This is a genomic window from Haloferax gibbonsii ATCC 33959, assembly GCF_000336775.1.
In the GTDB taxonomy this organism is placed as follows: domain Archaea; phylum Halobacteriota; class Halobacteria; order Halobacteriales; family Haloferacaceae; genus Haloferax; species Haloferax gibbonsii.
In genome coordinates this window covers 124,600-149,121 of the sequence record NZ_AOLJ01000019.1, presented here as the reverse complement: position 1 = coordinate 149,121, position 24,522 = coordinate 124,600, and the positions used below count along the sequence as shown (strand labels likewise).

The following is a 24,522-nucleotide window of genomic DNA, read 5'->3' as shown; positions in this document are numbered from 1 at the left end:
CCGACCGCGACGCTCTCAGACCGTGTCGGTCGGCTCGTGCGACTCGGCCATCTCGGTCGCGGCGGCCGCGTACGCCGCTCTCGTCTCCTCGTCGGAGACGCGGCCCAGTTCGTCCTCGGGCACGTCGACGGCGGCGTAGGTGTCGCGCACGTCGGACTCGAAACTCGTCAGCGAGCGCTCTTTGCGGTGGTAGCGCGTCCCGTCGGTGGTCGCGTACACGAGGATGATGATGTTCTGTTCGTCGTCCGAGTAGGTCCGTTCGACCAGCCACGTTCGCACGTCGTTCGACATGGTCGATAGTACGCGACGAACCGTGATACGTCCCCGGCCGATTCTCAGTCCTCGATGCCGAGCTCGTCGAGGAGCGTCTCCAGCGTGTAGCTCTGGAGCGCCCGGTGGCTGTCGCGCATCGCGGAGATGACGAACGTCGAGTTCGTCCGCTCGACCTCCGGCGTCGCCTCGAAGTCGCTGATGAGGCGCTCCACGCGGTCGGAGTCCGCGAGGTGGGCGACGACGATGAAGTCCGTCTCGCCCATGGTGAAGTAGAGCTGCGTGACGCCCTCTATCTCCAGCAGTTTGTTCCCGACTTCCTCGTACGACCCGCTGTAGTCCGCCAGCACCTCCACGACCACGGTGACGCCGAGTCCGAACGCCTCTAGGTCGATGTCGTAGAGGTCGTTCTCGATGACGCCGTCGTCCTTCAGGTTGTTCAGGCGGTAGTGGATGGTCGACACAGGGATGTCTGTCGCTTCGTGTAGCTTCTCGGGACTGCCCGTCCCGAGGTCCGCGATGGCCTTCAACAGGCGCACGTCGCGTTCGTCCATACCCTCTCGTTGCGGTCGGTGACGTAAGTCCTTGTTCTGTCCGCCGTTTTCGCCACCTCTCTCTCGCTCTCGAACTATCACGAATTATAGAAACTTTAGATCAGCAAAACCCAGAATTCTTCCTCTAAAATTCAATTCAAAACAAATCTCTTGTAGAAGGATTTAACAAGACGCGTCTCTGAGAACTGAAACAGATTCGACCATGACGCGAACCACTTGGAGAAACATTCCGACGACGCCCCTGCTTTTCGTCGCGCTCGCGGCGATGTGGGGCACCTCGTTCGTCGCTATCGAGGTCGGCTTGGAGTTCTTCCCGACGCTCTCTTTCGCCGCGCTCCGCTACGAACTCGCGGGGCTCGTGATGCTGGCGTACGCCTGCTACTCCACCGACCGCTGGCGACCCGAGGCCAGAGACGAACTGCTCGCGACGGCCATCGGCGCGGTGTTCATCATCGCCGCCTACCACGGCCTGCTCTACCTCGGACAGGAACACGTCCCCGGCGCGGTGGCCTCTATTATCATCAGCCTCTCGCCCATCCTGACTGCGGTCTTCGCCTCCGTTATCCTCACCGAGGGGTCGCTGGGAAAGACCGGGACGCTCGGGCTGCTCGCCGGGTTCGCCGGTGCCGTGCTCGTGGCTGACCCGGTCTCGGCGTTCTCGGGGTCGTCCGGGTCGGCGCAGGGACTCGGCATCGTCCTCATCTTCCTCGCGGCGGTGTCGTTCGCGCTCGGTGCGGTCCTCACCCGCCCGCTCCGGAGCGACCTCCCGGTCCAGTCGATGCAGGCGTGGTCGATGCTCGGTGGCGGTGTCCTGCTTCACGGCTGGGCACTCGTCCGCGGCGAGTCGCTTTCGACCATCGAGTTCGCCCCCGCCGGCATCGCGTCGTTCCTCTACCTGACGCTCGTCTCCGGCGCGGTGGCGTTCCTCCTCTACTTCGAACTCTTAGACCGCCTCGGGCCGACCGAACTCAACCTCATCGGCTACGTCGAGCCCGTGGTCGCGGCGCTCATGAGCTGGGCGCTCCTCGGACACGTCATCGACACGACGGCGCTCGTCGGCTTCGGAGCCATCTTCTTCGGCTTCGCGGCGATGAAAAAGGAGACGCTGGTGTCGGTCGCCGTCGCGGTCCGGCGGCGGGTCGCGGCCTGAAATCGGTCCGCGTTTCGAGTTCTGTTCTATGCTGTTCTCTTCGCTTATTCAGCTTCCGCGGGGACGCTTCCCCGCAGGCCGACCACCCGGGCCACGCTGTCGCGCTGGACCAAGATGAACCCCGAGAGGATGACCCCGAAGCCGAGGACGGTCGCCGGCGAGACGGACTCACCGAGGAACGCCCAGCCGGTGACGGTGGCGACGACAGGCATCGCGTAGGCGACGAGGTTGCCGCGGACCGGGCCGGCCTCCGCGAGGAGCGCGAAGTAGACCGGGTAGGCCGCGGCGGTCGCGGGCATGCCGACGTAGAGAATCGCGGCGACGAGTTCCGGCGACCACGCGACCTGCGCGATTGATTCGCCGAGACCGAGGCTGGCGGCGTGGATGCCGACGGCGGCGGCCGCCATCGCCCACGCGGTCTGCGGGAGCGTTCCGATAGAGGGGCCAACGCGCTTGAGCAGCACAGTCCCGAAGGCGACCGACAGCGCCGAACAGACGATGAGCGCCTGTCCGACGCTCCCGCCGCCGAGGACGCTCTCGGGGCCGACGATGACGACGACGCCGACGAGTCCGAGCAGGATGCCGGCGGCGTCGACCGCGGAGATGCGCGCGTCGTCGAGGAGCAAGACGGCGAACACCGGGGAGGCCACGGGCATGATGCTGTACATGACGGCGGCCGCGCCCGTCGTCGCGTGCTGCTGGCCGAGGAAGAGGAACACGTTGTTCGCTCCGAGGACGAACGCGGCGCTGGCGAGGATGCCGAGCGCGTCCGCGCGGGTCCGCGGGAGCCAGTAGCCGCCGCGGACGGCGACGAGCGTCAGGAGGACGACGGCGGCGACGTCGACGCGGAAGGCCGCAAAGAGCACCGGCGGGACCGAGCCGATGGCGGCCTTGATGCCGACGAAGGAGGTGCCGAACAGCACCGCGGCCGCGACGAAGAGGACGAGGGTCCGGTGACGGCTCACGCCACCACCCCCCGCGCTGTGGCCGGCGTTCGATTCGCCGGGTGAGCGCGGGAGGTGGAGTGCGGTCGACGCTCGGTGCGTGGACGGCGTAAGGGCGTCGTCTGTATCACAATACATCCTGCGGGTTCCGAAGTCATATGTCTAACGATTGGCTCTGTTGCAACACAATTCTAACATTCGAGACACGGATTCACACGATTCGTTGACTAAATCGGGATAGAAGTTCTCATGGGTGGTGTTGCCACGAACCGTCGGGATCGCGCGGGCGGTCGCGCCGCTCGGGGCGTCGAACGGTCGTCGAAAATCGGGGGGCCGCGGTCAGTCGCGCTGTTCGGCTTCGACGCGGTCGGCGTGCTTTTCGAGGTCGGCCGCGAGGGTTCGAGCCTCCTCGGGCGACAGCGTCAGTTTGTCGGCGTGCGGCGGGAGCGCGTCGAGCTGCGTCCAGTCGAGTTCGAGTTCGAGGGTAATCTCGTCGGGGTGCTTCCGCGGCGAGGTGACGTTGCACACCGCGAACGCCGACTCCTCGAAGTCGTGACCCGTCGCCGACGCGTCGACGAGGTCCAGCGTCGTGTAGGCGTTGACCTTCAGGATTCGGTCTGGCATCTGTGAGTAGTGTATGGTGTCGTCGTAAATAGGTAGCGCGGCGGCGAGTCGTCACCGACGCGGGTCGGTCCCGAGACGGGCCCGCTCAGTCGTCGCTCGTGATGGGCGTGCCGTCGGCGTGGGTCGGCGCGGGACTCGCGTCCATCGAGTCGTCTTCCGCGTAGGGGTACCACGTGCGCTTCGTGTTGTGCATCATCGGGTCCTCGTAGCTGGTCTCTTCGGGTTCGACCAGTTCGGCGAGGTCCTCCTCGTCCGTCCGGGCGACGAACTCGCGGAACGTCTCGTCACCCTCGCGGCGCGCTTCGAAGTTCGCGAGCAGGTTCTTGATGGCACCCGGAACTTCGTCGACGGGGACGCGCTGGGTGACCCACTCGGCGAAGTTGGGGTTCTCACCGAGACCGCCGCCGAGACCGATGTCGAGCGCCTCGACCGGCTCGCCGTCCTTGCGGGTCTTCATGCCGCGGAGGCTGATGTCCGCAATCTGCGGCTGGGCGCAGGAGGCCGTACAGCCCGAGAGGTGGATGTGGAAGTCCTCGACGCCCGCGGGGAGTTCGACGTTCTCCTTGAGCCAGCGGGCGTAGCGGACCTGCCGGTTCTTCGTCTCCACGATGGAGAGCGAACAGAACTCGGTGCCCGTACAGGCGATAGAGCCGCGCATGAACGGGTGCGGGTCGGGCGAGTAGTGGTCGAGGAGTTCCTCGTCCTGCAGCGCGTCGAGCTTCTCTTCGGGCACGTCGGTGATGATGACGTTCTGGCGCTGCGTGACGCGAACCTCGCCGGAGCCGTACTCGTCGGCGACGCGGGCGAGCTCTTTCGTCTCGTCGACGCCCATGCGGCCGACGAGGACGTTGAGCCCGACGTAGTAGTTGCCGTCGGCCTGCTCGTGGATGCCGACGTGGTCGGCGTGGCCGCCGTTGGCGTAGCCGGAGTTGTAGGAGTACTCCGAGCGCAGGTCTTCGCCGGCGGTCTCCAGTTCGAAGTCGACGAACTCCTCCTGGAGGACGTTGCGGAACTTCTCCGCGCCCCACTCGTCCATCAGGAACTTGATGCGGGCGTTGTAGCGGTTGTCGCGGTCGCCGTTCTCGCGGAACAGCGCGGAGATGGCTCCCGAGACCTCGGCGGCCTGCTCGGGCGTCACGAACACGTCGATGTCGCGGGCGAGCCGCGGCTCGTTCCGCGAGAGGCCGCCGCCGATGCGGATGTTGAAGCCCTTCGTCTCCTCGCCGTCTATCTCCTTGGTCGCGGGTTCGAGCGCGAGGTCGTTGATGTCGCCCTGTCCGCAGCCCTCGCGGCAGCCGGTGATGGAGACCTTCCACTTCCGCGGGAGGTTCGAGTGGTCGTCGTTGCCTTTGAACGTCTCGTTGAGCTCCATCGCGACGGGGAGCGCGTCGACGTGCTCGTGTTTGTCCTTGCCGGCGACGGGGCAGCCGACGATGTTCCGCCACGAGTCACCGCAGGCCTGCTGCGTCGAGAGACCGACCGATTCGAGCTTCTCGAAGATTTCCGGGATGTCCTCCAGTTTGATCCAGTGGAGCTGAATCGACTGGCGGGTCGTCCAGTCGACGTAGCCGTTGCCGAAGATGGGGTTCTCGGCCGGGCCGCGGGCGTACTCGTCGGCGACTTCCGCGACGACTTCGGTCTGGCCGGGCGTCAGCACGCCGTTCGGCGTCCCGATGCGCATCATGAAGTAGCTCTCTTGGCCGTTGCGCTGGTGGTACAGGCCCCACCATTTGAAGCGCTCGAACCAGGCGTCTCGCTCGTCTTCCGGGATGGTGTCCCAGCCCTGCTCGGCGAATTCGAGCAGGTGCTCTCGTATCTCGTTACCGTAGACCTCCGACTTCCAGCGTTCGACGTCCGTGGGCATTCGTATGAATGTCCATATACGTGCCCACGTAAGGCCCCGAGCGTACCGTCAACCCTTCCCGGTGCTGCCCAAAAGCGGAGAATGTTGCCTATTCGTCGTCGTCGCCGCGTCGAACCGGGAGGACAACCCGCTCGCGGTCGATATCGACGAATTCGCCCTCGCGGAGCCTCCCGACCGGAACCCAGCCGGGCACGCCCGCGTGGCCGCAGGCGATGCACTGGCCGTACACCTTCGCGGAGACGGTTCTGCCGTCCGCGCCGACGTCGAGGACGTTCTCGACGACGAAGTCGGGAAGCTCGCACCCACAGAATGACGGGTCGTCGAGCCGCCAGAGTTCGCTCACGCTCACTTCTCTGGCGTCGTTCACGGAGACCCACGCCCCGTCGTCGAGGACGCGTAGGGAGACGCTCATACCTCACCCTCCGCGCTCCGGCTACCTATGCGGGGCGACGCCCGCAATCCCCGCGGGGGAGCGCGACGCGCGTTCCGGCGGTCGTTCCGGCGTAGTCGTGCGATTGTGGCCGAAATCGGCCGTCAGAGGTAGGGGCAACCCGTTCCGGTAGCCGGGAGTGGGGGTACACATTACAGGTGCGGATTCCCTTATGCGGGTCCGCCCGGTACGTGGTGGTGATGAGTGACCACCGCACCGCCGTCCGACAACACGCCTCCGCCGACGTCGCCCCAGAGCTGTTCGAACCGTCACGGGAGGGCGACGCATGACCGGCGAGGCAGAACTCGAACCCGAACGCGACCGCGAGGCCGACGCCGAGGTCGAGTCGTCGACTGAGGTAGACGAAGAAGACCCCACGGCTCACCTCAAAGACCTCGAAGACGGTGCGGGCTGTACCGAAATCTGGTCGCACCTCTCGGAGTCCCGCGAGGAGTAACCGCCCGTCGACCGGCCGCTGACCATCTACCGCCCGCCCGTAATCGGTCGGCGTCGGCGTATCCCCGCCCCGGCCGTCCCTCGTTTGCCGGCCTCCAGCCGCTCGCCCGTGTTCCGCCCAGCGACCGGTCGCGCGCGAATCTCGCCTCTCGGGGGGACGTTTTTAAGCCAGAACGCGTTACCGATTCGTAGATGACGAACGACGAACGCCGACGAACGACTGAGGTCCCGGCCGACCGACGGGAACCGGTCGGTGAACCGGTCGTCCGCGGCGACCCCGCCGTCACGGGCGACCGCGCCCGCGAGGCCGTCGGCTTCGACCCCACCGACCCCGACAGCCTCGCCGAGGCCGCCAGAACGGTCCGCTCGTTTTCGGAGTCCACCGCCGGCGACGACGACCACGTGTTCATGCTCCGCGGCGCGGCCGCCTGCGCCGCGCTCGTCCGCGGCGTCGGCTCCTACAAGCGCGCCGCCGAGCGCGCCGGCGGCGACGTGTCCGTCTCCTTCATCCGCAAGTGGGCCCGCGTCCACGACCTCCCGCAGTCGGTCCGCCGGCACGTCGCCCGCGGTAGAATCGCTCCCACGGCCGCAAAGCACATCGCCCGCGTCTCCGGCGACGCCAGACTCCACCTCGCGTGGGCCACGCTCGACGCCGGGTTGACCGTCCGCGAGGTCCGTCGCCTCGCCAGCGAGGTCAACGACGGCACGCCCGTCGTGGACGCGCTCTCGGCCCACGGCGTCGATATCGGCACGCTCGAGGTGACGCTCCCGGCCGACGTCTATCTCGAACTCCGCCGCCGCGCCTCGCTCGAAGACGCCGCCCCCGGCGACGTGGTCGCGGACGCCCTCGACGACTACCTCGACTGAAGAAAGCGCGTCGCCGTCTCCCGAATCACGTCCCGCGCGACCCCGACTTCTTCCCACTCGACGGTCTCGTCAGGGAAGTGCGCCTGGTCGATGTCGCCCGGTCCGAACAGCACCGTCGGGATGCCCGCTTCGACGTAGTGCCGCGAGTCCGCCCCGTAGGTCACGCCGACCGGTTCGTCGTCGCGGCCGTCCGCCCGCAGCGCCCCGCGCAACGACTCCACGACCGGTTCGTCGGCGTCGATTTCGGCCGGCTCGAACTGCACCGAAAAGCGCTCGAACACCGGCGGGTGCGCCGAGAGCCATTCGTCGTCGGCGACGACGCGCGCCAGCCGTTCCTCGAATGCGGCTTCGACCTCGGCGACCGTCTCGCCCGGCGCGACGCCGAGTCGCCACTCCGCGGTGAGCGTCCCCGCGACGCTCGACGCCCACGTCCCCGCCTCGACGCGGCCGACGCAGACGGGCCACGGAATCGGGTAGTCGAAAAGCGGGTGGGTGACCGCGTCGGTCCGCTCCGATTCGAGGTCGAAGAACGCTCCGCGAATCGCCTCGAACTTCTCGATGACGTCCACTCCGCGCCAGCGCGAGGCCGCGTGCGCCGTCCGCCCGGTCAGGCGGAGTCGCTTCATGACCGAGCCCTCGGTGGCGACGACCGGCTTGAGCCGCGTCGGTTCGGCGACGAGCGCGGCGTCTCGCTCGAACGGGTAGGGGGTGTCGAGCGCGGCCGCCGCGGCCCCGATGCCGCCTTCCTCCTCGCCGACGACGCTCTCGACGACCACTCGCCCGTCGAGGTCGAGGTCGCCCGCCTCGACGGCGTCTCGGAGGTCGAGCGCGGCGAAGACGCACGCCGCGAGCCCCGCTTTCATGTCGGCCGCGCCGCGGGCGCTGACGGTGCCCGCGTCGTCGTCCCAGTCGGGTAAAAACGGGTCGTGGGTCCACAGTTCCCTGTCGGCGGGCACCACGTCGACGTGGCCGTTGAGGACGAGCGTCCGGCCCGCGTCGGGGTCGCCGAACTCGAACGCGCCGGCGACGCTCGGGCGGTTCGCCGCGTCGATGTCGTCGGGGTCGTCGGGAAACGACGGATGTTCGGCCAGACGCGCCGGGTCGGCGGTCCACTCGTAGGTGTCGAAGCCGAAGTCGTGTAGCCGGTTTTTGACCCACTGCTGGGCCGGGGCCTCGGCGCGGGCGACGCTCTCGAACCGGAGCAGGGTGTCCGCGAAGTCGCGCAGGTCCATATTATGGGGGACGGCAACAGGGTACAAAGCAGGCGGGGGCTGTGAAAATAAACGCTTATCAGTATCCCCATTTAAAGAAACTCCGAGGGCTGGTAGCTCAGTTAGGCAGAGCGTCTGGCTTTTAACCAGACGGTCGGGGGTTCAAGTCCCTCCCAGCCCGTTTCTGCGACGGACTTCGTGCGGAGTGCAACGGCTCTGGAGTCGTCGAATCTGGTGGCGAGTCGCGCGGAACGTAAAGCTACGCTTCGCTATCCTCACCGGTCGCGTCGTCTTCTCGCTGCCTGATTTCCGCCTCCACCGGCGGCTCGAGACTGATGAGCTCGTAGAACTCCCCGTCTTTTCGAAAGCCGAGCACCACCTCGTCGACCCCCGTCGCCTCGTCCAAAGTTAGCGTTAGATACTCTTCTGCCACGTCTGGTAGCCCCCCGAAACGTGTTACTCATCCAACCACACAAATGTTCTGGCAGACGCACAGTTCCGTGTGAAATTCGGACACGGCCGATAACTGTCACCCCGTGTTCATGCGAGAATCCTCGGAGCTCGTGAATGGGACGTGCAGTTCGCCCACACTGCTGACGCGTCCCCGCGCGGGCGACACTGTGCGCTCACGTCGTCGGCGCAGTCGGTCGCAGTCCGGAAGCGGCGAACACCCTCCGCCCCGTGGCAGCCGCCGACGGGTGGCAGGGGGCGACCGAGCGCCCGAAGACGTTCGCGACGGCACCGGCGAGTCCGACGTCCGCACCGACAGCGCGTCCGGGCAGGCCACGCTCGCTCAGGTCGGTTGCGCCCGCCCGCGGCTCTTGGGGTTATTCGAGGTCGAGGAGCGTCGCGGCCTCGTCGAGGAACTCCGCGTAGACCGACATCGCGTCCTCGATGGGTTCGGGCTCGGTCATGTCGACGCCGGCGGTTCGGAGCACGTCGAGTGGGTACTCGCTGCCGCCGAGCGCGAGCGCCTCGCGGTAGTCCGCCGCGGCGGACTCGCCCTCCTCGCGGATGCGCTCGACGATGGCCGCCGCCGCGGAGATACCCGTCGCGTACTGGTAGACGTAGTAGTTGTAGTAGAAGTGCGGAATACGCATCCACTCGCGGGCGATGCGGTCGTCGGTCGCCGCGGGCTCGTAGTACGCCGCCTTCAGGTCGCCGTACAGCTCGTCGAAGCGGTCGGGCGTGAGCGCGCCGTCGTCCTCGATTATCTCGTGAATCTGGAGTTCGAAGTCGGCGAACATCGTCTGGCGGAACAGCGTCGAGCGGAACCGTTCGAGGTACTCGTCGAGGACGTGCGTCCGGAGCTCGTCGTCGTCGACGTTCTCCAGGAGGTACTCGGTCAGGAGCGTCTCGTTGACCGTGGAGGCGACCTCGGCGGTGAAAATCTCGTAGCTCGCGTCGTGCCACGGCTGGGCGTCGTTGGCGAGTTCGGAGTGCATCGAGTGACCCAGTTCGTGGGCGAGCGTGAACATCGACGCCGCGTCGTCCTGGTAGTTCATCATGATGAACGGCTGGGTGTCGTAGGTGCCCGCGGAGTACGCCCCGGAGCGCTTGCCGCGGTTCTCGTACACGTCGACCCAGCGGTCTTCGAGCCCCTCGGCCATCCGTTCTTGATACGCCTCGCCGAGCGGTTCGACGGCCTCGACGATGTACTCCTTCGCCTGCTCGTACGGAATCTCGGGGCCGTGGTCGCCGGTGAGAGACACGTACAGGTCCCACATCCGGAGTTCGTCCGCGCCGATGGCCTCGCGCTTCAACTCGGCGTGGCGGTGGAGGTGCCCGAGGTTGTCGCGGACGGTGTCGAGCAGGTTGTCGTACACCTCGACCGGGACGTTGGGGCCGTCGAGGGCGGCCTCGCGGGCGGTCTCGTAGTCGCGGATGCGCGCGGTCTTCACGTCCTTCTTGACGCTGTTTTTCAGCGAGGTGCCGACGGCGTTGCGCACGTCGGCCCAGCGGTCGTAGAACTCCTCGTGGACGGTCCGGCGGAACTCGCGGTCGGGGTGCTTCTGGAGCTTCGTGAAGTTGCCCTGCGTGATTTCGACCGACGTCCCGTCGGGCTTTTCGACGGTCGGGAACTCGAGGTCGGCGTTGGCCAGCATGGAGTAGATGTCGCTGGACGCGCCGGTCACGTCAGAGAGGTCGGCGAGGACCTCTTCGACCTCCGCGGAGCGGGTGTGTTCTTTCGTCCGGAGCACGTCGTCGAAGTAGTGCTCGTAGGCGTCGAGTTCGGGTTCTTCCTCGACGAACTCGGCGACGCCGTCGCGGCCGAGTTCCTGCAGTTCGGGGTCGAGGTAGCTGACCGCGCTGCGGGCCTTCGACGCCAGCGCCTCGGCGCGGCCGGCCTGCGCCTGGTACTCCTGGTTCCGGGTGTCCTGGCTGCTGCGGAGGTTCGCGTAGGAGACGACCATCGACACCTCGCGGAGCACCGACTCCATCGTCTCGAGGAGTTCGAGGAGGGTCTCGGGGTCCTCGGTGGCGCGGCCCTCGTAGCTCGCCAGCTCGGGAACGCGCTCTGCGACGTCCTCGTACGCGGCCTCCCACTCCTCGTCGGAGGCGTAGATGCTGTCGAGGTCCCACTTGTACTCCTCGTCGATGTCGCTCCGCTCGGGAACCGAACTCATGTCGGGTGATTCGACGCACGCGCGGGTGGTAAGCCTTATCAATCGACGGGCGAAGCGGGGTCGAGGAGGGCGGTCGCGTCGCGGTTAGTGTCGGGTCGCTCTCGCTTCTCGGACCTGCGAGCCGTCCCGGACTAAATCCTCGCAGTGCGGACAGACGCGGGGGGCGTCCATGCCCTCCGGGGCGAACACCCTGACGTAGCCTTCCGTGACGAAAGAATTGCAGTTCTGACATGTAGGCATGGCGGTCGTGCGTACCACGTCAACTGAGTTAGATGTTATGGGCGATTTTCGCCAGCCGACACCGGAATCGGATGCGAGGCTCGCCCGGCGAGTTCCGGCGGCGCAAACCACTTTGACCGGCGGGCGTGTGGAAGCCCCATGGACGACCTCTCCCCCGCAGTCCGCGAGGCGTTCGCCCGGACGTGGGTCGACGACCGCCCGTGGGCGTTCCTCACCGACCTGACCGCCATCGGCGACCGGATGGCCGGCGGGCCGGGCGACCGTCGCGCGAGCACGCTCGTCGCCGACGCTTTGACCGACGCGGGCGTCGAGCGCGTCGAGTTCGACCCCTTCGAGATGGCCCGGTGGACTCGCGGCGACACGGCGCTCGACCTCACCGCCCCCGACGAGCGGCGCTTCGAGGCCGTCGCGCTCCCGTACGCCCCGCCGGCGACCGTCTCCGGCCCACTCGTGGATGTCGGCTACGGCACGCCCAGCGAAATCGACGCCGCCGACGTGGACGGCGCGCTCGCCGTCGCCAGCACGACGACCCCCGCCGGCGGCCGGTTCGTCCACCGGATGGAGAAGTTCAACTACGCAATCGACGCCGGGGCGGTCGGCTTCGTCTTCGTCAACCACGTCCCCGGGCAACTCCCGCCGACCGGGGCGCTCCGCTACGACGAGGAGGCCGCCGCTCCCGCGGTCGGCGTGAGCGCGGAGACCGGGTCGTGGTTGACCGACTACGCGACCCGCGGCGGCGAGGCGACCCTCGCCGTCGACGCCGAGACGACGCCCGGCGAGAGTCGGAACGTCGAGGGCCGCGTCGGCCCCGACACCGACCGCGAACTCATCTTGTGCGCCCACTTCGACGCCCACGACATCGCCGAGGGGGCGCTCGACAACGGCTGCGGCATCGCGGTCGTCGTCACCGCGGCGCGACTCCTCTCCGAGATGGACCTCGACCTCGGCGTCCGCGTCGTCGGCGTCGGCGCGGAAGAACTCGGGCTGACCGGCTCCGAGCACCTCGCGGACCGCCTCGACTTCGACCGGGTCGCCGCCGTCGTCAACGTCGACGGCGCGGGGCGGTTCCGCGACCTCGTCGCCCACAGCCACACCTCCGAGGCGACCGCCGAGGTGGCCACCCGGGTCGGAAACGAGACGCGCCACCCGGTCGAAATCGAACCCGAGCCGCACCCCTTCAGCGACCAGTGGCCGTTCGTCCGCGCCGGCGTTCCGGCGCTCCAACTCAGGAGCGAGAGCGGCGAGCGCGGCCGCGGGTGGGGCCACACCCACGCCGACACCCGCGACAAGGTCGACGACAGAAACGTCCGCGAACACGGGATGCTGACCGCGCTCATCGTCCGCGAACTCGCGGCGGCGGCCGCCGACGGTGAGATACCGCGGCTCGACGACGACGAACTCGCCGCGGCGTTCCGCGACGCCGACTTCGAGACTGGGATGAAGGCCGCGGGCATCTGGCCCGACGGCTGGGAGTGAAAAGCGCGGTCAGTCGCCTGCGGAGGGGTCGGAGCCTCCGTCGCGGTCGCCGCTGGGGTCGTCGCCGCGGTCGCCGTCCGAGCCGTCGCGCCCGTTTGTCTCGCCGTCTGCGACCTCAACCGTCAGGTCAGCCTTCGACAGCGCGCTTTTCGTCGCGGCTTCGACGACCATCCCGGCCCCGATGACGACGTAGTACATCCCGTAGACGAACGTCGGGACGGCGACGAGGAGGTAGAGCGCGAGGCCGGCGATGCCCGTCGTGCTGGCGAGGAAGCCGCCGACGGCGTTGCCGATTCCGATGATAAACAGGCCGAAGACGATGCGGAGGGTGGCGTCCCACGCGGCGGACCGGTCCATGCGTGAGCCGACGGCGAGCCGCGTGATGTGTCTACTGGTCGATAGGCGGTGTAGGGCTGCGGCGGGCGCGTGGCACGGGGCCGCGGCGGAGGGTCGCTCCTCCGGCCGTCAGCACACCGCGAGCAGTTCGTCCAGCGAGTCGAGTTCGTAGGTCGGCTCGGCGGCCAACTGGTAGCCGTCGCGGTGGGGTCGGCGGATGAACGCCGAGTCGATGCCGGCGCGGTCGGCCGCGACCACGTCGACGTTGCTGTCGCCGACGTAGAGCGCCGAGTCGACGCCGAGTTCGCCCATCGCGCGCTCGATGTAGTGGGGGTCCGGCTTCTTCACCCGAGCGCCCTCGACGGTCGGGTCGCGGCCGTAGGCCACCTCGAAGCGGTCGTCGATGTCGAACACGTCGAGGATGTGTTCGATGGTCGCGTGCTGGTTGTTGCTCACGACCGCCAGCGGGTGGTCGATGTCATCGAGGGCGACCACGTCGTCGTACAGCGGCTTCGTCCCGTTTTCCAGACACGCCCGCTGGGTCGCCGCGGCGTGACTCTCGTGGTGCGACCAGAAGTCGTCGACCGGCACGTCGTGGACCGCACAGATGCGGCGCAGGCGCGTGAGCCCGCCGTTGATGACGCCGTCGACCGTCTCGGTCGTCGGCTCGACGTCGAACTCGGCGAACGCCCGTCTGACCGCCTCCCGCTGGACTTCGAGGAGCGTCGGCTTCGTCAGCACGCCGTCGTTGTCGAAGATGACAGCGTCGTAGCACATGGTCGGGGGTTCGCACCCGGGCCAGGATAACGTTACTATGTGCGACCCCAACCGCTCCGGAGGGCTATTGACTCCTTGTGCCCCCGCGGCTCCCCCCGACGCCGCCGTCGTCGTCGGTGGCGTCGGCGTTCCCGTCACCGAGGTCGCCCGCCCGCTCGACCCCGTCGCGGATGCGCGAGCCGACGCGCCAGCCGATGCGGTCCGCGAGGGCCTGCTCGCCGAAAGCCGCGGCGGTGCTCTCGGCGGCCATCGAGTCCACGTCGAACTCGACGTTCGGGTAGTCGACCGCCGTGAGAAGCAGGGGGGTCGGCGGCGCGGCCGGGACGCCCTCGGGGCCAGCGAGGTGGTCGGGACCGAGCACGTCGTCCACCTTCGACGGCGGGGCCGCGCCCGACCCCACGGCGCGGACGAGCGAGACGAGTCTGCGGACGAGTTCGCGGGCGAAGCCGCCGGACTCGACGCGGACGAGGAGGAAGTCGCCGTCGCGGGTCAGGTCGCCGTCGATGGCCCGGACCGTCCCGTGGGCGTCGGGGGTGAGGTTGTGGAAGTCGTGTTCGCCGCGGCAGGCGTCGAACGCGTCTCGCGCCCGGTCGTCGTCGAATCCGTCGCTCGGGGCGTGGAGGTCGTAGACGTACTCGCGCCGGGTCGGTCGGTGCCGGGCGTGGAAGTCGTCGGGGGCGTCGGCGGCGGCCCACGCTCGGACCGTCCCCGGTAGCTCCGAGTTCAGCGCCCGCGGCGTACACCAGTCGGGACACTCGAATGCGACGGTCTGGGCGAGCGCGGAGACGCCCGCGTCGGTCCGCCCGGCGGCGGCGTAGTCGGTCGGCTCCTCGTCGTCGTCGCAGACGCCGAGCGCGCGGCAGGCGTCGAAGAGGGCGTCCTCGACGGTCGGCACGTCCGGCTGTCGCTGGAACCCGTGGTACGGGCGTCCGTCGTAGGCGACGCGGAAGGCGCGCATGCCGGCTGATTTCCCGGCGGACTACTTAACCGACTCCACCCGGTTCGACGGCTCCGGTCGTCCTGTGACTACGCGTCTGCGTCCAGCGACTCCTCCTCTTCGACCGGGGAGTCCTCGCTTCGGATGGTGAGCACCGGCACGTCGGCCATCCGGAGCACGCGCTCCGTGACGCTCCCGAGCAGGTAGCGCTCGATGCCCCGGCGGCCGTGGGTGCCCATCACGATGAGGTCCGCGTCGACCTCCTCGGCGTACTGGAGAATCGCCCGGTGCGGCGAGCCGTGTTCGACGGCCGTGACGACCTCGACGCCGACCGGGTCGGCCGCCTCCACGGCCTCGGAGACGATGCGCTCGCCTTCCTCCTCGTAGGCGCGGACGAGGCCGCCGGCGTCGAGTTGGGTCGCGTGGAGGACGCGTTCGTCGACGACGTAGAGTGCGTACACCGTCGCGTCCGCCGTCGCGGCGAGGTCGATGGCGCGGTCGAGCGCCTCGTCGGCGGGGGCGCTCCCGTCGAGCGGGACGAGAATCCTGTCGTACATGTCACTCGTCTGTACGACGGGCGGGAACAAAAGAGCGTGCGCCGGTTCCGGGTCGCGAGAATCCGGCGGGAGTCGGCCGGTACGAGGACCGGACTTCCCGGTGCGAGCCGGCGTTCGCTACTCGTAGTCCTCGTAGGTCGGCGCGTCGCGGTCGCCGGGGAAGTCGTCGACGGGGACGGTGGTCTGGTCGCCGCTCGCCATGTCCTTGACCGTCACCTCGCCGTTTTCGAGGTCGCGTTCACCGACGATGACGACCGTGTCGGCGTTGACGGAGTCGGCGTAGGACATCTGCGCGCCGAAGCTCCGGTCGGACACGTCGGCCTCGACGACGTTGCCCGCGGCGCGGAGGTCGCGGGCGATGTCGGAGGCGACCGCGCGGGTGTCGCCGACGGTGAGGAGGTAGTAGTCGGTCGCCAGTTCCTCCTCGGGCCAGACGCCGGCGCGCTGGCAGAGCAGTTGGAGCGTCGCGCCGCCGATGCCGACGCCGACGGCGGGGGTGGGCTGGCCGCCGAACGACTCGATGAGGTCGTCGTAGCGGCCGCCGCCGAAGGTCGCCCGCGACACGTCGCCCGTGGAGTCGAAGCACTCGAAGACGACGCCAGTGTAGTAGTCCAGCCCGCGGGCGGTCGAAAGCGACACCTCGCAGAACTCGCCCGCGCCGAAGTCGTCGGCGGCGGCGAGGACGTTCCGGAGGTTCTCGACCGCAGCCTCGACGTTGTCGCCGCCGAACTCGGCGATTTCGTCGAGGTCGCCGCGATCGATGAGGTCGGCGAACTCGCCGGCCTGGTCGTACGAGAGCCCGGCGTCCGAAAGCAGGCCGAGGTACTCCTCGCGTTCGACCTTCTCGGACTTGTCGACGGCGCGGACCGCGTCGGCCACGTCCACGTCGGCGTCGAACGACCGGAGCAGACCGCCGAGGATGTCGCGGTGGGAGACGCGGAACTCGAAGTCGTCGGCGGTGAGGCCGAGGTCCGTCAGCGCGTCTGCACAGAAGGCCAGAATCTCGGCGTCGGCCTCCGGCTCCGAGGAGCCGAAGATGTCGGCGTTGGTCTGGTAGAACTCGCGGAAGCGGCCCTGTTGGACCTGTTCGTAGCGCCAGAACGGTCGGGTCGAGACCCACTTGATGGGCTTCGACAGCGCCTGCTGTTTGGCGACGACCATCCGGGCGACCGTCGGCGTCAGTTCGGGCGTGAGGGTGACCTCGCGGCCGCCCTTGTCCTCGAAGGCGTACAGCTCCTCGACGATTTCCTCGCCGGACTTGTCGACGTACATCTGGGTCCGTTCGAGGTGGGGCGTCCCGATTTCGCGGAAGCCGTAGCGGGCGGCGGCGGTCTCGACGGTGTCGACGACCTCGCGCCGGGCCGACATCTCGCCGGGATAGAAGTCACGAAACCCCTTGAGTCGGTCGTACATGCGCGTTGGTTGGCGAAGGTCGCGCTTGAAACCTGTTGTTCGGGGCGGCGAGCGGTCGTCGGTTCGCCGTCGGTTCGCTGTCGAGTCGCCGGCGCGGTGCGGTTCGTCGAGCCGCGACCGATCACCCGACCAGCGCCGCGAGCGCCGAGAGGTCGCCGAGGGCGATGAGCGAGACGCCCGCGACCGCGAGGACGGCCGCGGCGAGGCGGAGGCCGAACTGGGACTCCTTGAGGACGACCCCGCCGAGGACGACGGCGACGATGGCCTGCGTGTTGACGATGGGCGAGGCGATGCTCGCCGGCACCAGTCCGAAGGCGGTCGAGGTGACGTGCTCGCCGACGGCGACCAGCGCGCCCGCCGCGACGAACTTCGGAACGTCGCCGCGAACGCTCGTCCAGTTGCGGGCCGCGACGGGCAGAACGGCGAGCGCCGCACCGGTGAACAGCACCGGGACGAACACGCTCGTCGGGATGCCGAGTTCCTGCAGGGCGACGCGCTTTCCCACGTCGCTGGCGGCGTAACAGGCCGCGCTCGCCAGCGCGAGTTGGGCGGGCCGCGAGCGGACCGCGCGCCGCAGCGGGTCGAGGAACGCCCCACCCTCGTAGTTCGCCACGTAGACGGCGACGGTGGCGACCGCGACGCCGAGGACCTGTAATCCGGTCAGAAACTGGTTCAGAAACAGGATTTCGATGGGGAGGACGAACACCGGGACGAGCTTGTTGATGGGCGCGACGTAGGACACGTCACCGGCGGCGAGCGCGTCGACGAACAGGATGAACGCGACGCCGACCAGAACGGCCGTGCCGGCGACGATCAGCACGCCGGTCGCGCCGAGTTCGGCCAGCGAGGGCACGGCCGCGGGGTCGTACGTCACCGCCGTGACCGGGAGGTACAGGAGGACGGCGAAGGCGTTGACGACGACCGTGATGACCGCGCCGGAGTACCCCGGAAAGTACCGCTTCAGGGCGAAGATGTAGACGCCCCAGACGAACGCGGCGAGAACGGAGTAGGCGATGCCGGGGTCCATGATTCATCCGGCGCGCGGCGGGGTGAAAAACGACGCGATACGGAGCGAGCCGGCGAGTCCCGGCCGGGGCGTCCTCAGCGCCGACCGTGGACGTAGCTCTGGACGTGGTCCGGGAACACCTCGTCGACCGCCGCCTGCCCGTGTTCGGCGGCGATGAGTCGACGGAGTTCGCCCTCGTAGTCGGCCTTCGGAATCTCCTCGGACGGACCGGTTTCCACGTCGAGATGCGACTCCACGAGGCGGTCGACCGCACCGCGGCCGAAGCCCGAAAGCGGCGAGAGATAATCGACGCCGTGGCGGTCTTCGAGGCTCTGGGCCTGCGCCCGGGAGATGGACGGGACGCGGTCGTCGCGGCGGGTGCCGTCGGCGACGGCGTCGAAATCGAGGCCGCAGACCGCTTCGAGAGCGTGTTCGTGGACGCGCTGGATGCCGCCGCGGGGGTAACCGTCTTCGACCATGCGGGCGGTGGCCTGCGCCGCGACCTCGCGGTCGAGTTCCAGCGTCTCGAAGGCGTAGCCGAGTTCGGCCGCCGCGTCGCGGGCGTGCGTCCAGTCTTCCGTGACCCCGAAGTGGGCGGTCACGAGCGTCACGTCATAGAAGGTATCGAGAAGCAGCGCGGCGAGCGAGGAGTCCTTGCCGCCGCTGTAGAGGAGCGCGAGTTCCACGTGTTACCGGCGTCGGATGTTGAAGCTCTTCGACTCGGGCTGCAGCTCTTTCAGGAGCGCCTTCATCTTGTCGTCGTCGATGCGGCCCTGGATGCGTCCGCTCTGGGCGAGGGCGACGATTTGGCGCTCGACCTGCTCTGCGAAGTCCGGCTTGGACATCTGCACCGCGTTGAGGCGCTGGCGGGCCTCGTCGGTCAGGTGCTGTTTGAGAAGCGCCTGTTTCTGCTGTTCGGCGCGCTGTTGGGCGGCCTCCTCGGCCTGCTGTTGCTCGGCGGAGCCCTGTCCGCCGCCGCCCCGCTGTTCTTGGAGTTCCTGCATCTTCTTCTTTCGAAGCTCCTCCAGTCGCTCATCGTCGGGACTGCCACTCATACCCTAGCGCACGGTCCGATGTCTGAAAACCATTACGGACCCGCATACAGACGGCTCTCGGGGAATCCGCCGTCGAAGAAGAACTCTCGGTGTGTGTCGGCGGCTCTACGCGTAGCGTTCGAGTTCCGGACGGTCGAGGTCGGAGAGCACGTCGGACGCGGCGTTGTCGAGGAAGCTCGTCCCCTCGGCGGTGATGCGGCGACCCTCGCCCTTGGCGGTCTCGACGAGGCCTTCCTCTTCGAGCTGCTGGAGGAGCGTGCGGATGATGTTCTTGCTGCCGGCGTCGCTGTGCGCACCGGAGACGCTGTAGCGGTTGGAGCCGCGCTTGAGGCCGCCGTACTCGGTGGAGAGGCGGTCGACACCGACGGGGCCGTTCATGGCGACCTTGCGGAGCAGGCTCGCGCCGCGGACGAACCAGAAGTTGTCCTGCTGGGGCGGGAGTTCGCGGGTCTGGCCGCTCTTCGCGAAGGCCATCCAGTCGGGTTGCTCGATACGGTCCTCGAGTCGTCCGGCGACCTCTTCGATGAGGGCGTCCGCCGGGACGTCATAGATGGTTACCATGGCTATTGGTTCATAATCGCGGCGTTTAAAGGCATCGTATTCGCCCGATACGGGCGGTTGGAGGCTCCTGCGCCCCGACCGGCGTCTGCCGGGCCGACAGCCCGCGTCCGCGCCGTCAGGACCGCCACCCGCGCGCGCTCTCCGTGCTCATCACGAGGCCGCCGAGGACGACGGGCACCCAGTAGACGAACCCCCGGAAGACGACGACGCCCGCGGTCGCCACGTCGAACGAGACGGCGGAGCTCGCGGCGGCGACGAGGATGGCGAGCGTCCACTCGATGCCGCCCGCGCCGCCGGGAAGCGGCGTGACGCCGGCTATCGCCCCGATGGGGACGACGAACAGCGCGATGGAGAAGGCGATGGGCGCGCCGATGGCGTGAAACGCCACCCAGAGCGCGACCATCTGGCAGAACCAGCCGAACCCCGACAGGCCGAGTGCGACCGCCAGTCCCCGCGGGTTCCGGCCGACGCGTTCGATAGAGCGGAAGAAGCCGTTGATGCGGCGCTCGATGCCGTCGTTCGTGGGCACCGACACCCGCGGGACGTATCGCGCGATGGTTCGGATGAACGGCGTCAGGGCACCGATGAGCCGGCGTTCGAGACCGTAGCGGCGCTTCCACGCGGTGTAGACGGCCGCCGGAACGCCGACGGCGAGGGCGATGACGGCGACGAGCGCGATTTCGAGGTTGCGGCCGAGCGTCACTTCGGTGGCGTAGTAGCCCGCGCCGATGAGCGCGATGGTGATCGAGGGGACGAAGTTGATGGTGTCGACGCTGGCGATGGCGGCCAGTCCGGTCTCGTACTCGGTGTCGGCGCTCCGGGAGATGAGGAGCGCCGTCACGGGCTCGCCGCCCGCCTGTCCGAACGGGGTGATGTTGTTCGAGAACGTCGCGCCCGTGAAGATGAGAAACGAGCGGACGGTCGAGACGTTCACGCCGAGCACGCCGAGGACGGTCTTCAGCGACGCGCCCCACGCGACGAGCCAGACGAGCGTGATGGCGAGGATGGCGACCAGATAGGTCGGCTCGGCCATCGTCACCCTGTCGACGAGTTCGTCCACGCCCGCGAAGTAGAACAGGACGGCGAAGACGACGACCGCCGCTGCGAAACCGAGCACCGTCGCGCGGAGGTTCTCGCGGGCCATTTGCTGGGGATGCGTCTACGACGGGCATTAAGTCACCGGATTCGACGGCCGAGAAACAGGTCTCGCGTCGCCGCCGTCGCGGATTCGGTTGCGCTCCCCGGTCCGCGACACCGCTGCTCACTTTCGGATAGATGGACATTTCCGCTCCGCCCGACACGTCCGCATATGGACGAGCGCGCCGCCCTCAGACTGCTCGCCGCGGACCTGCCGGACGCCGGCGACGACGCCGCCGTCGTCGACGACCTCGTCGTCACGACCGACATGCTCCACGAGACGACGGACTTCCCCGCGGGGACGACCCGCTACACCGCCGGCTGGCGCGCCGTCGGCGCGTCCCTCTCTGACGTGGCCGCGATGGGCGCGAGCGCCACCTGCGCCGTCGCCGCCTACGCCGCCGTCGAACTCGACGAGACGGAGCTCGGCGACTTCGTCCGGGGCGCGCGGGACGTGTGCGAGGCGGTCGGCGCGGCGTACGTCGGCGGCGACCTCGACACCCACCGGGAGTTCACGACGGCGACGACGGCCATCGGCCGCACCGACGACCCGGTTCGCCGCTCGGGCGCGGAGCCGGGCGACCTGCTCTGCGTCACGGGCGAACTCGGCAGGTCTGCCGCCGCCGTCCGCCTGTTCGAGGCGGGCGAGACCGACCGCGCTAACGACCTCTTTCGGTTCACGCCCCGCGTCGCCGCCGGCGTCGCCCTCCGCGGGTCGGCCACGGCGATGATGGACTCGAGCGACGGCCTCGCCCGCTCGGTCCACCAGCTCGCGGAGGCCAGCGACTGCGGCTTCGAACTCGACTTCGACGCGCTCCCGGTCCACGACGGCGTCGCCGAGGTGGCGACCGATTCCGACGACAGACGCGACCTCGCGGCGTTCTTCGGCGAGGACTTCGAACTCGTGTTCACGCTCCCCGAGTCGGCGCTCGCGGACGCCCGAGCCGCGACTGACGTGCCGCTCACGGTCGTCGGGAGCGTCGTCGAGGAATCCGCCGAGGCCGCCGTCGTCGCCGACGGCGAGCCCGTACCGGACCGCGGTTACACCCACGGCGACGGATAGCGTCGCCGTTTTCTCCGCCGTCGCGCCTCAGCCCGGAATGACCTGCACCGGCACGAGAAGGAAACACGCCGCACCGAGGGCGAACGTGAACAGGCCGACGGCCATCCGTGCCGGTCCGAGCGGCGTCTCGTCTATCGGTTTCGCCGGGCCGTTGTAGGCGATGAACGTCGACATCAGTCCCCAGAAGAACCACAGGCCGACGGACTGGTTGAGGCCGAGGCCGCGAACGTAGTGGAGGTAGCCGGCGATGCCGAACAGGACGAGCGGCACGGCCGCCGCGAGCGACTCCTGGCGCTCGCCGAGCATCGCCCGGACCATGTGGCCCCCGTCGAGTTGGCCGACGGGGAGCAGGTTGAGGACGGTGAAGAACATCCCGACCCAGCCGCCGATGACGACCGGGTGGACGACGGTCCGGGGGTCGGCGTACTCCGTCGGCCGACCGAGCACGGTCGCGATGGCGTCGAGGAGCGGCGGATTGTTGAACACGATGACGTCGCCCGACCCCGCGAGGACCCGGCTCGGGACGGTCATCGGTTCGAGCGAGAGGCCGATGACGGTGACGACGACGGTCGCCGCGAGCCCGGCGAGCGGGCCGGCGACGCCGATGTCGAACAGCGTTTTCCGGTCGGGCATCTGGCCGCGCATGCGGATGATGGCACCGAGCGTGCCGAACGGGAAGATAAACGGGATGAGGTAGGGCAGCGAGACGTTGACGCCGTGGTACCGGCCGACCGCGTAGTGGCCGAGTTCGTGGACCGAGAGGACGCCGAGCACGGCGGCGGTGAACGGCCACGCCCGAAGCAACACGAGCGGGTTCGCGACGATGTCGGACAGGGGGATGTAGTACCACGCGTACGCGCCGACGAAAAGCGTCGAGAGGACCGTCAGCGCGAACAGCGCGATGTTCTTCCACGGGATGCCCTCGACGCCCTGCGAGGCCGGTTCGACGATGACCACGTCAGTCTGTCCGAGGTCGCCGACCTGCGCCTGCACGTCGTAGCCGGCCCCCCGGAACGACGGCCAGATTTCGCGGACGAGCATCTGCTCGGGGACGAGCGACTCGCCGTAGTAGATTCGTCGGCGACCGTCTGACCGCACTTCGTGAACGTCGAAGACGGCGCGAAGTGCTTCCACCGGCGGTCCGTCCGCCGATTCGGGCTGCTCCATCGACGGCAGGTAGGCGCGGGACGTTGATAAACCCCGTGACGGTCCCGTCTCTGAGCCGACGGCGGCGATCGAGACGGCTCTCGCTCCGGGCGTCTGCGACCAACTTGAGAATCCGGAGCGTCGGCGAAAACGTGCGGTCGTCACCGCGGAGCGGGCGGGCCGTCACCGGGGGAGTGTGGTGGAGGCCGTTCCAGCGGGCTTACGCGGGGGTTCGGTTACGCTGCGCCGTGGGAGGGACATCGGTTCGTCGGCGTCACGAACCGAGCGGGGCAGTCGGGCAGTCGAGTCACGTCTCGGCTTGGGTTCCGAGCGCACTCGGTGTGGGCTGTGGGGCTGTGGGTCGCTTCGGGGTCGCGTTCAGTTCGTCCGGGGACCGTCCGGGCGGTGCGCGGTGTTGGCGCTGGCGTCGGTCGGGGCCGGGGCGGGCAATGCGGGTTTCAGGCGGTCTCGACGCGCCACGTGGTCGCGCTCGTGTACGACCACTTCTCGATGGTCAGGTCCGTCGCGGAGTCGCGGAGCTTGACCATCAGTGCGCCGATTTCCTTGGGAGACAGGCCGACGTCGTCGGCGATGAATTTGCTCTTGAAGTACATCTCGCCGTCCTTCGCACGGTCGAGCAGGTACTGCTTGAGGCGGTCTTCCTTGGAGCCACTGTCGGTGGAGGGGGATACTGTTGCGCTCATCTGGTACACCTCACTTCCACCTAATGGCCCATCACCTGTTATAAAGGAAGGTCCGTTAGAATTAGTTCGGCCGCTTTCAGCCTGAATCGACTCAAATGGTACATTTTAGGAATCTTCGAAATCGGCTTAGATTTTTTAGAACCGGTTTTGAGGAATCCTTTCTGCAAATCATATTTTGAATATATAGGGGCAAATACGCCCCGTTTTGCGCCGTCAGACGCCGCATTTTGCGGCAACAACCTCCGCAATATCGGCCGATTTTCGCGCCTTCGCGACTATCCGCGTATTCTGAATAATCCGCCCCGCCTCAGCGGTCGTGGACCCAGAACTCCTCGTCGGTGGTCGTCTCCTTCTTGAATATCGGCACCTCGTCTTTCAGGCGGTCGATGCCGTCTTCGACCGTTCTGAACGCCTCTCGCCGGTGGCCGGCGAGGACGACGACGAACACGATGTCCTCGCCGTCGCCGACGACGCCCACCCGGTGGTGCATGAGGACGCGGAGGACGCCGTCGCGCGCCTCCAGTTCCTCCGAAATCGCGGCCATCTTCGACTCCGCGACGCCGTCGTACTTCTCGAATTCGAGGCTGAGCGTCGGGTCGTCGTCCTCGGACTCCTTCGCGCGCACCCGTCCGGTGAACGTCGCAATCGCTCCGGCGTACACTTCGAGCGGGTCCGCCTTCGCGCGCTCGACCAGCGTTTCGAGCGTGACGTGCGGTTCGTGCGAGTCGACTTCGGCGGCGAGAGACCCCACGTCCGCCGCGTCGGCCGTTTCGGCCTCCGCGACGACGTTCGCCGCGTCGGCACCCGCGAGCGCGACGGTCGGGACGCGCGCGTCGGGGAATCCCGACAGGAGCGCGTAGTCGTACTCCGCCGAGAGGTCGTCTAGGAGGTCGTCGAGGTCGCGGTCGTCGCCGGTTCCGACCCAGTTGCCGTCCGGCGAGAGCCCGTACGCGGCGGCGGCACCGTCTGTCGACTTCGGTTCGGTCGCGCTCTCGGGGAGCGATTCGACGGTGGCGACGCGGCCGTCCAACTGCGCGGCGAGTCGGTCGCAGAGCGTCGTCGCGCCCGCGCCGACGATTCCGAGGACGTGCATACCCGAAGGACGGCCCGCGGCGGT

Annotated in this window: 28 protein-coding genes and 1 tRNA gene; 6 read left to right on the top strand and 23 right to left on the bottom strand. The window is 68.3% G+C overall.

What is annotated here, in order from left to right:
* Window positions 1–15: 15 nt before the first annotated feature.
* Both C454_RS13320 and C454_RS13315 read right to left on the bottom strand, forming a co-directional pair.
* Window positions 16–291 carry a hypothetical protein gene (locus C454_RS13320; RefSeq protein WP_004976443.1) on the bottom strand — a complete coding sequence of 92 codons (276 nt, stop codon included), beginning with the start codon at window positions 289–291 and terminating at the stop codon, window positions 16–18.
* A gap of 44 nt (window positions 292–335) precedes the next feature.
* Window positions 336–824, bottom strand: a complete 489-nt coding sequence (locus C454_RS13315; protein ID WP_004976442.1) for an Lrp/AsnC family transcriptional regulator — start codon at window positions 822–824, stop codon at window positions 336–338.
* A 202-nt stretch (window positions 825–1,026) separates the two neighbouring features.
* Between C454_RS13315 and C454_RS13310 the strand changes: the two genes are divergently transcribed.
* The gene (locus C454_RS13310; RefSeq protein ID WP_004976440.1) at window positions 1,027–1,974 is read left to right on the top strand and encodes a DMT family transporter; all 948 of its coding nucleotides are present in this window, start codon (window positions 1,027–1,029) and stop codon (window positions 1,972–1,974) included.
* A 44-nt stretch (window positions 1,975–2,018) separates the two neighbouring features.
* On the opposite strand, the gene C454_RS13305 is transcribed toward C454_RS13310, so the two are convergent.
* The 4 genes from C454_RS13305 to C454_RS13290 form a co-directional block, all read right to left on the bottom strand.
* Window positions 2,019–2,939 (bottom strand): DMT family transporter, encoded by a 921-nt coding sequence (locus C454_RS13305; protein WP_004976439.1) that lies wholly within the window; start codon window positions 2,937–2,939, stop codon window positions 2,019–2,021.
* A gap of 318 nt (window positions 2,940–3,257) precedes the next feature.
* A complete protein-coding gene (locus C454_RS13300; RefSeq protein ID WP_004976438.1) occupies window positions 3,258–3,542 on the bottom strand; it encodes a DUF6360 family protein in 285 nt (94 codons plus the stop codon).
* 85 nt (window positions 3,543–3,627) lie between these two features.
* Window positions 3,628–5,406, bottom strand: a complete 1,779-nt coding sequence (locus C454_RS13295; RefSeq protein ID WP_004976437.1) for a nitrite/sulfite reductase — start codon at window positions 5,404–5,406, stop codon at window positions 3,628–3,630.
* 88 nt (window positions 5,407–5,494) lie between these two features.
* Window positions 5,495–5,818, bottom strand: coding sequence for a hypothetical protein (locus C454_RS13290; RefSeq protein WP_004976436.1), 324 nt, complete (start codon window positions 5,816–5,818; stop codon window positions 5,495–5,497).
* Window positions 5,819–6,122: 304 nt separating this feature from the next.
* On the opposite strand from C454_RS13290, the gene C454_RS20795 reads away from it, so the two are divergent.
* On the top strand, window positions 6,123–6,293 hold the full coding sequence (locus tag C454_RS20795) for a hypothetical protein (protein WP_004976435.1): 171 nt from the start codon (window positions 6,123–6,125) through the stop codon (window positions 6,291–6,293).
* Between the two features lie 191 nt (window positions 6,294–6,484).
* Window positions 6,485–7,159, top strand: coding sequence for a DUF7119 family protein (locus tag C454_RS13285; RefSeq protein WP_004976434.1), 675 nt, complete (start codon window positions 6,485–6,487; stop codon window positions 7,157–7,159).
* On the opposite strand, the gene C454_RS13280 is transcribed toward C454_RS13285, so the two are convergent.
* Window positions 7,147–8,391, bottom strand: coding sequence for a M20/M25/M40 family metallo-hydrolase (locus C454_RS13280; protein ID WP_004976433.1), 1,245 nt, complete (start codon window positions 8,389–8,391; stop codon window positions 7,147–7,149). The genes C454_RS13285 and C454_RS13280 overlap by 13 nt on opposite strands.
* Window positions 8,392–8,477: 86 nt before the next feature.
* Here C454_RS13280 and C454_RS13275 point away from each other — a divergent pair.
* A tRNA-Lys gene (locus C454_RS13275) sits at window positions 8,478–8,551 on the top strand.
* Between the two features lie 78 nt (window positions 8,552–8,629).
* Here C454_RS13275 and C454_RS20560 read toward each other — a convergent pair.
* From C454_RS20560 to C454_RS21375, 3 genes are all read right to left on the bottom strand, one after another.
* Window positions 8,630–8,803, bottom strand: coding sequence for a hypothetical protein (locus C454_RS20560; RefSeq protein ID WP_156224364.1), 174 nt, complete (start codon window positions 8,801–8,803; stop codon window positions 8,630–8,632).
* Window positions 8,804–9,197: 394 nt separating this feature from the next.
* Complete coding sequence (gene pepF, locus C454_RS13270) at window positions 9,198–10,997, bottom strand: oligoendopeptidase F (RefSeq protein WP_004976432.1); 1,800 nt, start codon at window positions 10,995–10,997, stop codon at window positions 9,198–9,200.
* Window positions 10,998–11,081: 84 nt separating this feature from the next.
* Window positions 11,082–11,237, bottom strand: a complete 156-nt coding sequence (locus C454_RS21375) for a DUF7563 family protein (protein WP_013035426.1) — start codon at window positions 11,235–11,237, stop codon at window positions 11,082–11,084.
* 138 nt (window positions 11,238–11,375) lie between these two features.
* Between C454_RS21375 and C454_RS13265 the strand changes: the two genes are divergently transcribed.
* The gene (locus C454_RS13265; protein ID WP_004976431.1) at window positions 11,376–12,713 is read left to right on the top strand and encodes a M28 family metallopeptidase; all 1,338 of its coding nucleotides are present in this window, start codon (window positions 11,376–11,378) and stop codon (window positions 12,711–12,713) included.
* A 9-nt stretch (window positions 12,714–12,722) separates the two neighbouring features.
* On the opposite strand, the gene C454_RS13260 is transcribed toward C454_RS13265, so the two are convergent.
* The 10 genes from C454_RS13260 to C454_RS13215 form a co-directional block, all read right to left on the bottom strand.
* Window positions 12,723–13,070, bottom strand: a complete 348-nt coding sequence (locus C454_RS13260; protein WP_004976430.1) for a hypothetical protein — start codon at window positions 13,068–13,070, stop codon at window positions 12,723–12,725.
* Window positions 13,071–13,178: 108 nt separating this feature from the next.
* Complete coding sequence (locus tag C454_RS13255) at window positions 13,179–13,826, bottom strand: HAD family hydrolase (protein ID WP_004976428.1); 648 nt, start codon at window positions 13,824–13,826, stop codon at window positions 13,179–13,181.
* Between the two features lie 64 nt (window positions 13,827–13,890).
* Window positions 13,891–14,784, bottom strand: a complete 894-nt coding sequence (truA, locus tag C454_RS13250; RefSeq protein ID WP_004976426.1) for a tRNA pseudouridine(38-40) synthase TruA — start codon at window positions 14,782–14,784, stop codon at window positions 13,891–13,893.
* 68 nt (window positions 14,785–14,852) lie between these two features.
* On the bottom strand, window positions 14,853–15,320 hold the full coding sequence (locus tag C454_RS13245) for a universal stress protein (protein ID WP_004976425.1): 468 nt from the start codon (window positions 15,318–15,320) through the stop codon (window positions 14,853–14,855).
* A gap of 117 nt (window positions 15,321–15,437) precedes the next feature.
* Window positions 15,438–16,733, bottom strand: coding sequence for a histidine--tRNA ligase (gene hisS, locus C454_RS13240; protein ID WP_004976424.1), 1,296 nt, complete (start codon window positions 16,731–16,733; stop codon window positions 15,438–15,440).
* Between the two features lie 121 nt (window positions 16,734–16,854).
* Window positions 16,855–17,760, bottom strand: coding sequence for an EamA family transporter (locus C454_RS13235; protein ID WP_004976423.1), 906 nt, complete (start codon window positions 17,758–17,760; stop codon window positions 16,855–16,857).
* A 74-nt stretch (window positions 17,761–17,834) separates the two neighbouring features.
* Window positions 17,835–18,425: a DUF7411 family protein gene (locus C454_RS13230; RefSeq protein ID WP_004976422.1), complete on the bottom strand. Its 591-nt coding sequence runs from the start codon at window positions 18,423–18,425 to the stop codon at window positions 17,835–17,837.
* A gap of 3 nt (window positions 18,426–18,428) precedes the next feature.
* Window positions 18,429–18,794 (bottom strand): DNA-binding protein, encoded by a 366-nt coding sequence (locus C454_RS13225; protein ID WP_004976420.1) that lies wholly within the window; start codon window positions 18,792–18,794, stop codon window positions 18,429–18,431.
* Window positions 18,795–18,899: 105 nt separating this feature from the next.
* Complete coding sequence (locus tag C454_RS13220) at window positions 18,900–19,355, bottom strand: 30S ribosomal protein S19e (protein ID WP_004976418.1); 456 nt, start codon at window positions 19,353–19,355, stop codon at window positions 18,900–18,902.
* A gap of 115 nt (window positions 19,356–19,470) precedes the next feature.
* Window positions 19,471–20,499: a lysylphosphatidylglycerol synthase transmembrane domain-containing protein gene (locus C454_RS13215; RefSeq protein ID WP_004976416.1), complete on the bottom strand. Its 1,029-nt coding sequence runs from the start codon at window positions 20,497–20,499 to the stop codon at window positions 19,471–19,473.
* A gap of 165 nt (window positions 20,500–20,664) precedes the next feature.
* Between C454_RS13215 and thiL the strand changes: the two genes are divergently transcribed.
* The gene (thiL, locus tag C454_RS13210) at window positions 20,665–21,555 is read left to right on the top strand and encodes a thiamine-phosphate kinase (protein ID WP_004976415.1); all 891 of its coding nucleotides are present in this window, start codon (window positions 20,665–20,667) and stop codon (window positions 21,553–21,555) included.
* A 27-nt stretch (window positions 21,556–21,582) separates the two neighbouring features.
* Here the strand turns inward: thiL and C454_RS13205 are convergent, their stop codons facing one another.
* The 3 genes from C454_RS13205 to C454_RS13195 form a co-directional block, all read right to left on the bottom strand.
* A complete protein-coding gene (locus C454_RS13205) occupies window positions 21,583–22,722 on the bottom strand; it encodes a site-2 protease family protein (protein ID WP_004976414.1) in 1,140 nt (379 codons plus the stop codon).
* Between the two features lie 437 nt (window positions 22,723–23,159).
* On the bottom strand, window positions 23,160–23,405 hold the full coding sequence (locus C454_RS13200) for a DUF7123 family protein (RefSeq protein WP_008096551.1): 246 nt from the start codon (window positions 23,403–23,405) through the stop codon (window positions 23,160–23,162).
* Window positions 23,406–23,712: 307 nt separating this feature from the next.
* The gene (locus C454_RS13195; RefSeq protein WP_004976411.1) at window positions 23,713–24,498 is read right to left on the bottom strand and encodes a molybdopterin synthase; all 786 of its coding nucleotides are present in this window, start codon (window positions 24,496–24,498) and stop codon (window positions 23,713–23,715) included.
* Window positions 24,499–24,522 lie beyond the last annotated feature (24 nt).